At 72.0% G+C, this 13,636-nt stretch carries 10 protein-coding genes and 1 pseudogene; 1 reads left to right on the top strand and 10 read right to left on the bottom strand.

Annotated elements, in window-relative coordinates; all coding sequences use genetic code 11:
- The 10 genes and pseudogenes from ACFSVL_RS18685 to ACFSVL_RS18640 form a co-directional block, all read right to left on the bottom strand.
- The coding region (locus ACFSVL_RS18685; RefSeq protein ID WP_378305781.1) for a YbaB/EbfC family nucleoid-associated protein at positions 1-450 on the bottom strand (450 nt) is incomplete at its 3' end.
- A gap of 329 nt (positions 451-779) precedes the next feature.
- Positions 780-1,079, bottom strand: a pseudogene (locus tag ACFSVL_RS18680) (type VII secretion target); the annotation flags it as partial.
- Positions 1,080-1,086: 7 nt separating this feature from the next.
- Positions 1,087-3,144, bottom strand: coding sequence for a hypothetical protein (locus ACFSVL_RS18675; RefSeq protein ID WP_378305779.1), 2,058 nt, complete (start codon positions 3,142-3,144; stop codon positions 1,087-1,089).
- Positions 3,145-3,155: 11 nt separating this feature from the next.
- A complete protein-coding gene (locus ACFSVL_RS18670) occupies positions 3,156-3,593 on the bottom strand; it encodes a hypothetical protein (RefSeq protein WP_378305778.1) in 438 nt (145 codons plus the stop codon).
- 46 nt (positions 3,594-3,639) lie between these two features.
- Positions 3,640-4,491, bottom strand: a complete 852-nt coding sequence (locus tag ACFSVL_RS18665) for an ESX secretion-associated protein EspG (RefSeq protein WP_378305776.1) — start codon at positions 4,489-4,491, stop codon at positions 3,640-3,642.
- A gap of 375 nt (positions 4,492-4,866) precedes the next feature.
- Positions 4,867-5,553 (bottom strand): flavin reductase family protein, encoded by a 687-nt coding sequence (locus tag ACFSVL_RS18660; protein ID WP_378305774.1) that lies wholly within the window; start codon positions 5,551-5,553, stop codon positions 4,867-4,869.
- 318 nt (positions 5,554-5,871) lie between these two features.
- The gene (locus ACFSVL_RS18655; protein WP_378305772.1) at positions 5,872-6,687 is read right to left on the bottom strand and encodes an FAD binding domain-containing protein; all 816 of its coding nucleotides are present in this window, start codon (positions 6,685-6,687) and stop codon (positions 5,872-5,874) included.
- Positions 6,684-7,151, bottom strand: coding sequence for a (2Fe-2S)-binding protein (locus ACFSVL_RS18650; protein WP_378305770.1), 468 nt, complete (start codon positions 7,149-7,151; stop codon positions 6,684-6,686). The genes ACFSVL_RS18655 and ACFSVL_RS18650 overlap by 4 nt, the downstream gene beginning before the upstream one ends.
- Position 7,152: 1 nt before the next feature.
- Positions 7,153-9,405 (bottom strand): xanthine dehydrogenase family protein molybdopterin-binding subunit, encoded by a 2,253-nt coding sequence (locus ACFSVL_RS18645; RefSeq protein WP_378305769.1) that lies wholly within the window; start codon positions 9,403-9,405, stop codon positions 7,153-7,155.
- A gap of 53 nt (positions 9,406-9,458) precedes the next feature.
- Entirely contained in the window at positions 9,459-10,223 is a 765-nt protein-coding gene (locus tag ACFSVL_RS18640; protein WP_378305767.1) for a sulfite exporter TauE/SafE family protein, read from the bottom strand.
- 185 nt (positions 10,224-10,408) lie between these two features.
- On the opposite strand from ACFSVL_RS18640, the gene ACFSVL_RS18635 reads away from it, so the two are divergent.
- Positions 10,409-13,501, top strand: a complete 3,093-nt coding sequence (locus ACFSVL_RS18635) for a discoidin domain-containing protein (RefSeq protein WP_378305765.1) — start codon at positions 10,409-10,411, stop codon at positions 13,499-13,501.
- The last annotated feature ends 135 nt before the right edge of the window (positions 13,502-13,636 follow it).

Here is a 13,636-nt window from a genome sequence, read left to right as displayed (position 1 = left end):
CGGCGGCTCCGGCTGCTCCTCCGGGGCATCCTGCTGGCCGTCCGGCTCCGGGTCGGGGTCCGGGAAGCGGTTGCGCAGCGAGTCGAGCATGACGGCGCGAGTGTCCGGGTCCTCGTCGCCGAGGCTGCGGCCCATGACCTCGGCCACGCGGTCGGTGATGCCCGACTGCGCCTTCCGCATGGTCTCGAGCACCATCCTGGAGAGCTCCTCCGGCGGGATGGTGCGCGTGCGGGAACTGAACACCAGGTCCGACACGACCCCGTCGGCCCCGACGGTGACCTTCACGGTCCCGTCCGGGCTCGTCGCGGTCAGCCGCAGCTGTTCGGTTTCCTGCTGGGCCGCCGCGTAGCGCTCCGCCTTGCGGGCGAACCCGGCCGCCCATTCGTCCATTCGCCGGATTGCGTCGTCGGGGTCCCTGATCAGGTCGCCCAGCCCACCCGCGCTGGTCATGCTTTTCGTTCTCCTCGAATCCCGTCGCCCGCGCCGCTGCGGGCGGGTCTGGTCCTGCCCGCGACGGGCACCGTCATTCCGCCGACGGTACCCGCCCGCCGCCAAGCCTCGCGGGTGCCGCCTCGCTACGCCTCGTTCGGCGAAACGTCCCGGTCCGGGTTCGCCCGGACCTCCACCCGTTCCTTCGGCTGCAACGGAGCCTCGCCGTCGTTCCGCGCGTCCGCGAGCACCCCTTCCCTGGCGAGCGGGGCCTGCACCCCGCCGACCCGGAACCGGTCCTTCAGCTCCGCGCCGTTCTCCTTGCTGAGCGGTCCTTCGGTCGCCACCTTCTTGAACGGCTGCGACTGGCCCTCGTCGCCCTCCTGGTACGACTTCGCGGCGGTCCGCACGTTGTCCGCGGTCGCCTGGACGCCCTCGATCGCCCCGCCGATCGCTTCCTTCGCCTTCTCGCCGGTCGGGTTGATGATCGGCGGGAGGAACGAGCACAGCAGCCCGTACGCGTCGTCGGACATCGCGTAGTCCGCCGCCTGCGACGCGGTGTTCAGCCGGTCCACCAGCCCGTCCAGGTGGCTCGCGTGCGCCACGAGGTCGTCCGGTTCGACGCGGAACCCTTGCGCTCCTTCGCTCATCGCCGCCTCACTTCCAGTCCTTGTTCTTCCAGTCGCCGATCACCGGCGGGGCGACGACCTCGTCCGGCGCGAAGAACGACGGATCGTCCGATTCGACGAAGCTCGCGATCTTGTGTTCCTTGTCCTCCGGGCCCTTGCCGCCCTTGCCGCCGCCCATCGCGCCCATGCCGGGAGCGCCGGTCGCGCCCTTGCCGCCCGCACCGCCGGAGCCGGGGCCGCCCCGCCCGGCGACGCCTTCCTCCGCCGGGCCGGAACCGCCCGCGCCGCTGAACGCGCCTCCGCCGGAGGAGCCCGGGCCGCCCTTGATTCCGCCGAGGCCGCCCGCGCCGCCGCCGCCGAGCCTGCTGCTGATGCTCTCGCCGTTGACGCCGCCGACCTTGCCGATGCCGCCGAGCTTCTCCCCGCTCGGCCCGGTGCCGCCGCCCGGGAACAGCGGCTTGCCGTCCGGGCCGATCTTGCCCGGGTTGAACGGCTTCGGCTCGTACGGCTTGATCCCGCCGGGGCCCTCGGGGATCGTCGGGGGCTTGAACGGCTGCGGCTTGTACGGGTTCGGCTTGTACGGGTCGCCGCCCTTGCCGGTCGGGATGGTCGGAATGGGCGGCGGGTTGAAGGCCGGACCGCCGCCGGGGTTGCCGCCGCCGGGGATCGGCGGGATGTTCGGCGGGTTGAAGGCCGGACCGCCGCCGGGGTTGCCGCCGCCCGGGATGGGCGGGATGTTCGGCGGGTTGAAGCCCTGCGCCTTCGTCGAACCCGGGTCGTCCGAACCAGGGATGGGCGGGAACGAACCGCCGGGACCGCCGCCCGGCCCCCCGCCGCCCGGACTTCCACCCCCAGGACCGCCTTCCGGGATCTTCAGCGACGCCGGGTCGAACCTGCGCTCGGGCTGCTGCCCGCCGGGACCGCCGTGGCCGCCGCCGCCCGGCCCGCCCAGCGGCTTGCCGTCCGGGCCGATCGGCTGCCCGTCCGGGCCCACCGTCGTCCCCGGCGGGCCGATCGGCTTGCCGTCGGGGCCCAGCGGGCGCCCGTCCGGTCCGATGGGCTGGCCGTTCGGGCCGAGCGTGGTCCCGGGAGGGCCGATCGGCTTGCCGTCCGGGCCGATCGGGCGGCCGTCCGGCCCGACCCGCTGCCCGCCCGGCGCGCCCGCGCCGCCGCCGCCCATCGGGGTGCCCTGCTTCGTCGCCGAATACCGGGCAGTGGGCAGCTTCGGCGGCTCGGCGAACCGCGGCGTCGCCACCGCGCCGCCGATGGTCTGGTCGTAGCGCGTCATGATCTGCGCGGCCTGGTCCCGGGCGGCCTGCTGGTCGGTGAAGGTCTTCATCGCCGAGGAGTAGGCCACGACGTACGCGGCCGGGTCCCGGATCGTCATCAGGACCTTGTTCGCGTCCTGCGCCGAGAACTTCACCGGCGGGTTGGCGTTCATCGCCTTCTGCGTCTCGTTGAGCGCCTGCGAGTGGATCTCCTGCTGGCGCCCGGTCAGCGACGCGCCCTGCGCGGTGGTGCCGAGCCACTTGCCGACGTTGGCGAGGTGCACGCGCGCCGCGTCGCCGCCCTCGCCCTTCCAGTTCGAGGTGCTCGCGTTGATCGCGTCGCCGAGGTTCTTCTGGTGCGTCGCCAGCTCGTTGCCGATGCGCACCCACTCCTCGGACGACTCGGCCACCGCGGCCGGGTCCGCGTTCGAGGTGATGACCTCGACCATCTGCTCGTGCGACGCGTTCTTCCAGTCGGTGTGCGGCGCGGCGCCCGGATCGCGCATCTCGAGGTCTTTGCCGAGGTGCTTCTTCGACTCTTCCAGGTTCCGCTGGTACATCGCCTGGATCAGCTGGTCGCGGGCCTTCCCCTGGACGTTCGGGAGCAGCCATCCGTTGAAGATGCCGTCGATCTTCGCCGTCGCGTCCTCGCGCAGCTTGTCGCCCGAGGCCACGTCGTCCGGGCGCACCGGGCCGATGTAGTACTTCGACGAGGGGTCCAGCGTCGGGTTGTACAGGTCCTTGTTGCCCGGGTCGTAGTCCGTCGAGGACGGGTCGGAGACGGACTCGGCGGTCGGTTTCTTCTTGTCGTCGGCCACTGGTCTCCCCCTCAGCCCTGTTCCTCGGCGGTGCGGTGGATGCGGTCGAAGGTCTGCTTCGAGCTGTCCTCCCGCTCCTTGTAGTTCTTCTTCGCGAGCTTGATCGCCTCGACGTAGGTCGGGAACTCGTCGCGCGCCGCCTGCAGCTGGGTGAGCAGGCCCTGCTGGTCGCGCGCGGTCCGCGCCATCTGCTGGCCGACGAACATCCCGGCCGGGCTCTTCGACATCGCCGGGAACTCGCCGACCTTCTCCAGCGCGTTCCAGCGCGCCTGCAGCGCGTCGACCACGCCTTCGAGCGCGGTGATCATCTTGTCGCCGGTGCTGTCGTCCACCGCGAACGATCCGCGCTCGGCCAGCGTCTTCAGCTGGCGCGCGGGCAGCGAGAAGCCCACCTTGGCCGTGGGGGCCATCCTCGCGGCTTCCATCGCCATCGGTGCCTCGTCGGTCATCGGGACCTCGTTCTCCTCGTGAACTGTCGCCGTTGCGGGGAAATTCTCAGTAAACGTCGGAAATCGCCTGCTGCACCGCGCGCTTCAGCTCGCGGTGCCCGGCGGGCAGGTACTCCGCGGTCAGGTCGCCGGCGTCGCTGACCGTCGACTTGATCAGGTAGCGGCCGTCGGCGGTGTCGAGCCACCCGATCGGGGCTCCGGCGCGCCGCTCGCCGTGGCGGCCCCAGCCGCTCGCGACGATGTGCCCGCCGCCGAGCCGGGGCTGGGCCAGCACGCGTTCGAGCACCTCGGTCCCGCCGGGGGCGGCGCGGGAGACCCGCGGGTCCGGGCGGCGCGGCTGCACGCGCCCGCTGACCTCGATCATCCCGAACGCGTCGGTCTCTTCCTCGTCCTCGGCCGCCTCGGCCCGGCGGCGCGCGGTCATCGCGGACACCTCCTGCGAGGCCGCCTGGCGGATCGTGTGCGCCCCGGTGCTGGCCGGCCGCGCCCGCGGCAGCACGCCGGCGATCACCTCGACGAGCTCTTCGTCGTCGAAAAGCGAAAAGAGCAGTTCGTCGGTCTTCGGGTCCTGGGTGATCCCGAGCGCCTGCCTGCCGTCGCTGAGCGCGACCACCGCGATGTCCGCGCCGAGGCCGTCGATCCCGCTGACCGCGACCGACACCCGCGGCTTCGCGAGCAGCCCGAAGGCGGTGCGCACGTACGGGCTCAGCTCGTCGCCGACCGACAGCCTGCGCTCCTCGATCGCGTCGTTCACGACCTTCGCGACCTGCACGTACCGGTCCGGCTCCGCGGGCACGGTGCCGATCCGGAGCGGGAACTGGCGGATGTTCCCGCCGGTCGCCTCCCCGACCACCAAAGCTTCGACGACGTCGAGAACGAACTCGAACCTGTCCGCCATCCCGAGTGCATCCTTCCCACAGCCGGGTTATGCACGGCCGCCTCGGCACCCGTGTGAGTGACGCCGAATTGCGTTGCCGTACCAGGGATTCGCAATAGGGAAAGAGTATCAGCCCGGCGGGGGAAGGTGATCACCGCGGGGACAGCTGCCCCAATGTACCCGGCGGCCGTGTCCGAACAGACATGACCTGCGGTTTCGCCGCGCGCGCCCCTTGACGCGGGACCGGAAAGCGGCGGAAATTCCTCCTTGCCGGAAAACGGGCGAAGGCCGCCGCGAGATCGCGGCGGCCCTTGCCGTGCCCGGTTTTACCGAGTTGTTCGCCTGTCCTTCGCCCCCGTTTCGGCTGCTGGTCGCTCCACAGTGGACTGGAGGGGCTCAGCGGACCCCGCGCGCGCGTTCGATGTCCGGTGAGCGGTACATCCGCTCCGGGATCCGGGCCAGCGTCGACTCGTGCACCTGCGGTCCGAGGCCGTACAGCTTCTGGAAGCTCATGATCAGCGGCCGCCACGCGTCCGGGTCGACGTGGTCGTCGGAGCCGGGCAGCCGGATGTCGTCGTGCACGAACACCCGCTGCACCCGCACCTCCAGCCCGACGATGCCGCCGCGCTGCGCCTCGTCGTCCTCGGCGAAGGGATGCACGGACTCCAGCACCGCCTCCATCGCGACCGGGCACTCGGCGACCCGGGGCGGCGCCACCGTCTCCGACGGCACCGGCGTGAGCCCGGCGCGGCCGAACTTGTCCGCGACGTGGAAGTAGCCGCGCTCCTCCTTGCGCGGCGGCACCGGATCGGACCCGGTGGTCAGCGCGAGCCGGTCGACCGCCGCGGCCATCGCCGACGACGGCAGGTTCAGCACGCATTCCCGCGTGCGCAGGAGATTGAGCGTGGTCTTCGAACGCGCGCCGAGACCGAGCATCGCGCGCCAGCCGAGCCAGAACGCCGACGACATCGGGGCCAGGTTGGCCGAACCGTCCTCATTGGACGTGGAGACCAGCACCACCGGGGTGCCGAAGTACAGGATGCCGGGCTCGATCGCGGTGTGCGCGGGAAAAGTCGTGTTCACACCGCTCAGTCTGGCGATCGCCGCCCGCGCCCCGCTGGCGGAAATCAGCCGTCGCTTTCCGCGGGCCAAAAGCCGAGCCCTTGCCAGGAACCTATGCCGCGCGGCCCCACGCCTGATGCCCGCACGACCTATCCGGAGGTCCGTGAAGGGAACCCTGAGGGACTCTGATTCCCTCAGGGTTCCCCTCACGGACGACCAAACCCCGCGCGAGCCCGGCCTAGAAGGGGCGGCACCGACCCGTTTCGGCGGGCATCCCTGCACCGCCGTGAAGGACTCCTTGCGGGAATCAGATTCCCCCAAGGAGTCCTTCACGGACAGCTAGGCGATGCCGGCGGAAGCCAGCGCGCGGCCGGTGAGGACCCGGGCGAGGTGCTGGCGGTACTCGGCGGTGGCGTGCGGCTCTTCCGGCGGCGAAGTGTCCTCCGCGGCCAGTTTCGCCGCTTCCGCCGCGGTCGCCCCGTCGGCCAGCGCGCGTTCGGTGGCCGAAGCCCGCAGCGGCGTGCCGCCCATGTTGATCAGCCCGACCGAACGCCCGGTGACCGCGACGCCCACGATCGCCCAGTCGATGGCCCGGCGGGTGAACTTCTCGAAGCCCCAGCCGAGTCCGGCCTGGCTCGGCAGCCGGATCTCGGTGAGCAGCTCGTCCGGCTCCAGCGGCGTGGTGAACGGGCCGAGGAAGAACTCCGCGGCCGGGATCCGCCGCTCCCCCCGCGGCCCGCGCGCGACAAGCGTGCCGTCGGCGGCGAGCACGGCGGCCGGAAGGTCCGCGGCCGAGTCGGCGTGCACCAGCGAGCCGCCGATCGTGCCGCGGTGGCGCACCTGCGGGTCGCCGACCGAGCCGGACACGTGCGCGAGCAGCGGCGCGTGCTCGGCGAGCACCGGGTCGTGTTCGAGATCGTGGTACCGCGACAGCGCCCCGATCACCACCTCGTCGCCCTCGGTCCGGACGAACTTCAGCTCCCGCAGCGGCGCGATGTCCACCACGACCTCGGGCGCGGCGAACCGGAGCTTCATCAGCGGCAGCAGCGAATGCCCGCCGGCGAGCAGCTTCGCGTCCTCCCCGTGCTCGGCGAGCAGGGCGAGCGCCTCGTCCACAGTGGACGCGCGCCGGTAGGCGAATCCGGCCGGGATCACTGCGCCACCTCCTGCCCGGACGCGTCGATGACGGCGCTGACGATGTTGTGGTACCCGGTGCAGCGGCAGAGGTTGCCCTCCAGCGCCGCGCGGGCCTCGTCGCGGGTCGGCTTCGGGTTCTCCTTGAGCAGCGACACCGTCGCCATCATCATGCCGGGCGTGCAGAACCCGCACTGCAGGCCGTGCTGCTCGCGGAACGCGCGCTGCACCGGGTGCAGGCCGGTTTCGTCGGCCAGACCCTCCACAGTGGTCACTTCGTGCCCGTCCGCCTGCGCGGCCAGCACCGTGCAGGACTTCACCGATTCGCCGTCGACCAGCACCGTGCACGCCCCGCAGGACGTGGTGTCGCAGCCGATGTTCGTGCCGGTGAGGCCCGCGGTGTCCCGCAGGTAGTGCACGAGCAGGGTGCGGTCGGGCACCTCCCCGGCGATCGTCTTCCCGTTCACCTCGATCGAGACCCGCACGTCAGTTCGCCTTCCTAGCGTCGTTCAGGGCCGTCCACACCCGCAGCGGGGTGGTCGGCATGTCCAGGTGCGTCACGCCGAGGTGGGCGAGCGCGTCCACCACCGCGTTGTGCACCGCGGGCGTCGACCCGATGGTCGCCGCCTCGCCGATTCCCTTGACCCCCAGCAGGTTCCGGGTCGTCGGCGTCTCCATGTCCACCAGTTCGAAATCGGGCAGCTCGGGCGCGGTGACGAACGAGTAGTCGGCCAGCGTCGCGGTGGTGGGGTTGCCGTCCGCGTCGTAGCTCATCACCTCGAGCAGAGCCTGCGCGATGCCCTGGCCGAGCCCGCCGTGCCGCTGGCCGCGGAAGGTCAGCGGGTTCACGATCGGGCCCGCGTCGTCGAGCGCGACCAGCCTGCGCACCTGCACCTTGCCGGTTTCGGTGTCGACCTCGACGACCGCGAGGTGCGCGCCGAACGGGAACGTCGGCGCGCCGTCGCCGAACCAGACGTCCGCGGTGAACCCGTCCGCCTCGGCGGCCACCCGGGCCCAGTCGAGCGTCGTGCTGGACGGGGCGCCGCGGACCTGCCAGACGCCGCGTTCCGCGTCCAGCTCCAGGTCGTCCGGCGCGGCTTCGAGCAGTTCCGCCGCGACCTGGCGGGCCTGCGCCACGACCTCCTCGGCGGCCTGGCGGATCGCCGAACCGCCGAGCTGCAGCGACCGCGAGCCGAACGTCCCGATCGCGCGCGGGACCTCGTCGGTGTCGCCGTGCCGCACGGTGATCTTGTCGATCGGCACGCCCAGCTGGTCCGACAGCAGCATCGCCAGCGACGTCGCGAGCCCCTGCCCGTGCGGCGAACTGCCGGTCCACGCGGTGACCGAACCGTCCGGGTGCACGTCGACCCGGCCGCTCTCGCCCCCCGCGTCGCCGCCGGTGATCTCCACATAGGACGCGATGCCGAGCCCCAGCGCCACCGGGTCCCCGGCTTCGCGGCGCTTCCGCTGTTCTTCGCGCAGCTGCGCGTATCCCGCCGCGTCGAGCACCTTGTCGAGCGCCGCGGCGTACTCGCCGGTGTCGTAGGAGCCGCCGGTCGGCGTCTGGTAGGGAAACTCTTCGGGCCGGATGAAGTTGACCCGCCGGACGTCCGCCGGGTCCATCCCGATCTCCGCGGCGAACAGGTCGATCGCGCGCTCGACCGCGGCCGTCGCCTCGGGACGGCCCGCGCCGCGGTAGGCCGCGATCGGCGTCGTCGTGGTGACCACGCCGCGGCTGCGCGTCTGCACCACCGGGAAGCGGTACACGCCCGGGGCCATCAGCTCGGTGAGCGTGGGCAGGAACAGCGCCCGCGGGTACGCGCCGGCGTCCTGGAGGACGTCGAGCCGGTACGCCAGCACGGTTCCGTCGCGCTTGCCGCCGATGGTCACGGTGTTGCGCTGCGCGCGGCCGTGCGTCATCGAGGTGAGGTTCTCGCTGCGCGATTCGGCCCACCGCACCGCGCGCCCGGCGCGCTTGGCTGCCCAGCTGAGCAGGACCGCTTCCGGATCCGCGCCGATCTTCGCGCCGAACCCGCCGCCGACGTCCGGCGTGATCACCCGCACCCGGTCCTCGTCCACGCCGAGCCCGCCGGCCACCATGCTGCGGCCGATCTGCGCGTTCTGCGTGGAAAGCCACAGCGTGACCCGGCCGTCCTCGCCCCACGCGACGGACGCCCCGCGCGGCTCGACCGGAGCCGGGGCCACCCGCTGGTTGAGGATCTCCTCGGTGACGACGACCTCGCAGCCCTCGAACACCGAATCGTCGAACTCCTCGGGCCCGTTCGTGTGGACCACGTTGCTGCCGTGGTCCGGGAACACCAGCGTCTCGCCTGCCAGCGCGGTGTCGAAGTCCGCGACCGCGTCCAGCGGGTCGTAGTCCACGTCGACCAGCTCGGCCGCGTCGGCGAGCTGGTACCGCTCCTCGGTGAGCACCAGCGCGACCGGCTCGCCGACGTACCGCACGACGTCGCTCGCCAGGTACGGCTCGGGCACCGGCCCGGCCTTGCCCGGCGCGAGATCCAGGTCGGCCGCGGTGTACACGCCGACCACGCCCGGCGCGGTGCGTGCCTCTTCCACGTCGATGCCGACGATCCGCGCGTGCGCGATCGGGCTGCGCACGAAAACCGCGTGCACGGCGCCGGCGAGCGCTTCTTCCTTGAGGTCGTCGACGTACGTTCCGCCCGCGGTGATCAGCTTCTCGTCCTCGACGCGCACCACCCGGGTGCCGACAATGCTCATCTGTCCTCCTGCTCGGGTACCCCGCCGACTATGCCCGCTTCCGGTGTTCCGCGTCAGCCCGAATAGGCCTGCCAAGCCAAAACCGCCGCCAAAGTGAGCCCGCCGAGGCCGATCGCGATCCGCAGCGGCGTCGCGGGCAGGTAGCGCACCAGGACCGAGCCCAGCCACGAGCCCGCCACCGAACCGAGGCACACCGCGATCGCCGCGGGCCAGAAAACCTTGCCGGTGAAGGCGAACACGAGCGCCGCGATCAGGTTCGCGGTGCCGGTCGCGATGTTCTTCGCCGCGTTCGTGCGGGCCAGCGACTGGCTCCACACCGTGGTCAGCAGCGCGAGCATCAGCACCCCGGCCGCCGCCCCGAAGTACCCGCCGTACACCCCGACCAGGAACGCGGCGATCCCGGTCAGCGGGCCGATTCCGCGGTGTTCGCGGTGCTCGGCCATCCGCCGCAGCCGCGGACCGGCCATCAGCACGATCGAAGCGCCGCCGATCAGCCACGGCACGACCACGGTGAACGCGTCCGCCGAGCCGACCAGCAGCACCAGCCCGCCGCACGCGCCGCCCGCCGTGGTGATCAGGCACAGCGGCAGCAGGCGACGGCCCTGGCCCTTCAGCTCCGGCCGCGCGCCGACCGCGGCGCCGGCGGTCGTTCCCAGCATCGCGACGGTGTTCGTCATGTTCGCGACGACCGGCGGCAGCCCGGCGGCCAGCAGCGCCGGGTACGACACCAGCGACGCGAGGCCCGCGGTCGCGCCGGTCAGCCCGGCCCCGACCCCGGCCAGCGCGAGCAGCAGGAATCCGCCGGGGCCAGTGATCACGTTGTCATCTCAGCACGGCGGTCCCGGCGCCCTCCACCCGGACCAGTGCTCCCCCGGCCGATTGTATAGGCCGTTATACAGAGTTGTCCGAAACCGGACGGGATCGGCCGGGAGGGTTGCCCGTCCGCGCGGCCGCCGCACAGAATCCGCGTTGACAAGGTTGTCAGCAGTCTGGAGGACGCGGGATGGACGGGTTCACCCGGCGGCAGGCGCTCGGTTTCGCGGGCGCGGGAGCCGCGGTCCTCCTGGCCTCGGGAACGTCTCTCGCACAGGCGGCACCCAAGCCCGGCGGCTCGCCGGATCCCGTCGCCGCGACTTACCTGCGCGTCCTCCTCCGGCACACCCGCTGGGCAGAGCAGCAGTTCGACCCAGCCGCCGGGATCTATCCCGCCCGCGACTTCACCTTCGCGGTCGTCCTCGGCAACGCGCTCCTGCTCACGCGCGACGGCTACGACGCGACCGTCGCCGGGGTCGACCGTGAAACCCTCCGCGCGCACACTCTCGCCACCATCAAGCACTTCGCCGCCTCGAACCGGCTCACCGGCGGCACCGAATGGGGCCGGAAACTGTTTTTCGACACCACTTTCCAGTCCTACTTCCAGCTCGCCGCGCGTCTCTTGTGGACAGAGCTGGACGCGGCGACACAACGGAACGTCGAGCGCATCGCCACCGAACAGGCCGCCTACACGACCAGCCTCGGCACCGGCAACGACCCCGCCTCCGGCGACTGGACGCCCAACGGCCTGCGCGGCGGCTACGTCGGCGACACGAAGCTCGAAGAGATGGGCGTCTACGCGCAGTCGCTCGCCCCCGCGCTCGCCTGGGCGGCCAAGGATCCGCGCGCTCCGGAATGGCGCGCGGCCTTCGGCGCCTGGAGCCGCAACGAGGGCGGCCTGCCCGCCGCGGATCTGGCGAATCCCCGGCTGGTCGACGGAAAGCCGGTCAACGCCAACACCGCCACCAACCTGTACGACACGTTCCTCGTCGAGAACCACGGCTCGTTCGGCCCGCACTACCAGGAAGAACTCTGGCGCACGTCCGGCCGCAACGCGATGCACTTCCTCGCCGCCGGCATCCCGCTGCCCGAGGTGCTCACCGCGCAGCCGAACGGCGAACTGCTGTGGCGCACCATGCTCCTGATGACCAGCGACGCCGGCGAACCGCTGATGCCGATGGTCGCCGACCGCGAACACCTCTACGGCCGGGACGTCATCCCGCTCGCGTTCCGCGCGCAAGTCCTCGGCGACCGCTACGCCGCCTACGCCGAGGCGCAACTGGCCGCGAGGCTGGAGCCATACCAGGCGTACCCGCCGGTCGACCGGATCACGAAGTTCTCCGGCGAACCGAAGTACGAGCCGGAGGCCCGCGCCGAACTCGCCATCAGCTACCTGCTGCACGAATGGCGCGCGGCGCACGGAGGCCCGGTCAACGCGGCACGCAAGGAAGAATTCGACGCCCACGCCGCGCACGCCGCCGATTTCGGCCCCCGGCCGGGCCTGCTGGCCCACCGCTCCCCCGGCGCGTGGGCCGCGACCGTCAGCAAACCCGGTTTCGTGAAATTCGCCTGGCAGCCGAACCACGACGACTGGCTGTTCGTCCTCGGCGGCGCCAACCCGATGCTGCTGCCAGCCACGAACCTCGCGGTGCGCGAACGTCACGCCACGACGTACCGGAAAGTGCGCGACGGATTCGACGGCACCTTCGGCATCCTGCGCTTCGACACCGGATACGCCGCGCTCGCCTCTCTCCCGACCGGCACCGCGGTCTACGCCAGCACCGGCGTGGCGGCCGACGAGGGCGTGCTCAACGTCTACAACCTCGCCATGCCAGGCGTTCCCGGCCTCGACGGCAGCCGCACCTACACCGCCGCCGAGGGCTCGGTGACGCTCCCCGCACCGTCCGGCTTCCGCACCGACGACCTCACCTTCGCCCCGGTGACCGCGCGGCACGTGCGCATGCTCGGCGTCCAGCCGGATCCGCAGTACGGCTACTCGCTCTGGTCGTTCGAGATCCACGACGGCACCGGCCCTGACCTGGCTTCGGCGGGAACCGCATCCGCATCGTCCGCCGCTCCGGGAAAGGAAGCGAAGTACGCCACCGACGGCAATTCCGCCACCCGCTGGGCAGTGTCCACATCGGACCGCCCGCGCGCGGACAGCTGGCTCGCCGTCGACCTCGGCAAGCCGCAGCAGTTCGACCGCGTCCGCCTGAGCTGGGAAGCGGCCGCCGGACGGAAGTACCGCATCGAAACCTCGCCCGACGGCGTCGCCTGGACCCCGGTCGCGAGCTATCCGGCACCCGCGCTGCGCAGCACCGGCGGCTGGCTGGACATCGACGGCCGAGCCGGAATCGTCGTCACCAGCCCGAATCCGGTCACCGTCACGAACGACCACGTGACGCTTTCCGCCGGTCCGCCCGCACCGCTGCTGGCCGAGCTGTATCCCGGCCGCGCGAACCTGTCCAAACTCGCCGGACGCGCAAGCGCCACCGCTACCGGAGCCCACGCGACTGTCACGGACGATTTCCTAGTGCTGGCAAACCTTTCCGACACCGCGGTGTCCGGAACCGCTTCCCTGCCCCAGGATCGCACGGCGCTGCTGCTCTATCGCGGCACGCAGAGAGTCACCACGTCCGGCAGCGCCGTCACCTTCGAGCTTTCCCCAGCAGAAGGCCGGATCGAACCGCCGCGATTCACCCTGCGCGGAATGTTCGGCGCCGCCGTGCCGCCCGGCCTGACCGCGGTAGTGCGCGACGCCAGCCGCGTCGACCTGACCGCGCCGCCCGGACTGCTCCCGGCCGTCGTGACCGTGACCCCGGCTGGCGGCCGTCCGCGCACAGTCGCGCTGCCGCCGCGCCGCACCGTGCCCGTCGTCTTCGGCGAGATCCGCCCGTACCCGCTGGCCGACCTCGCGCTCGGAGCCGTGACCTTCCCGGCCGAACCGCTGCCGCCCGGGATGACCAGCCCGGACGCCGCTGTCGACGACAACCCGTCGACAGCGTGGAAACCCGGCCCCGGCGGCCGCTTGGTGGCAGACCTCGGCGCGCCGCTGCAGCTCGCGACCGCCGAACTCGCCTGGACCGCCGGACGCGTACCCGCCACCGTCGTCGAGACCAGCACCGACGGCATCACCTACACCGAAGCGGGCCGCCCCGCCCGGAAACGCACCGCCACCGTCGCCGTGCCCCAGCCGGTCCGGTACCTCGCCGTCCGCACCCTGGACTGGCGGACCGGCGATGCCAGCCTCACCCGCTTCTCCGCCCTCGCGCCGCCGAAGTAGGGGGCTCGTGCGTGTTTATGCCGGTTCTCACCGGCATAAACACTCACGACGCCCGCCGCCACGGCCGCCCGGTGCCGCGCTGCCACCCGACTCGTGAGTGTTCCGGCCGGTTCTCACCGGCATAGCCACGCACGA

Origin of the sequence: Amycolatopsis silviterrae (assembly GCF_042684085.1) — a bacterium.
GTDB classification, from domain to species: domain Bacteria; phylum Actinomycetota; class Actinomycetes; order Mycobacteriales; family Pseudonocardiaceae; genus Amycolatopsis; species Amycolatopsis silviterrae.
Note: the sequence above shows the minus strand (reverse complement) of the source record. Positions and strands in the feature narration are given on the sequence as shown.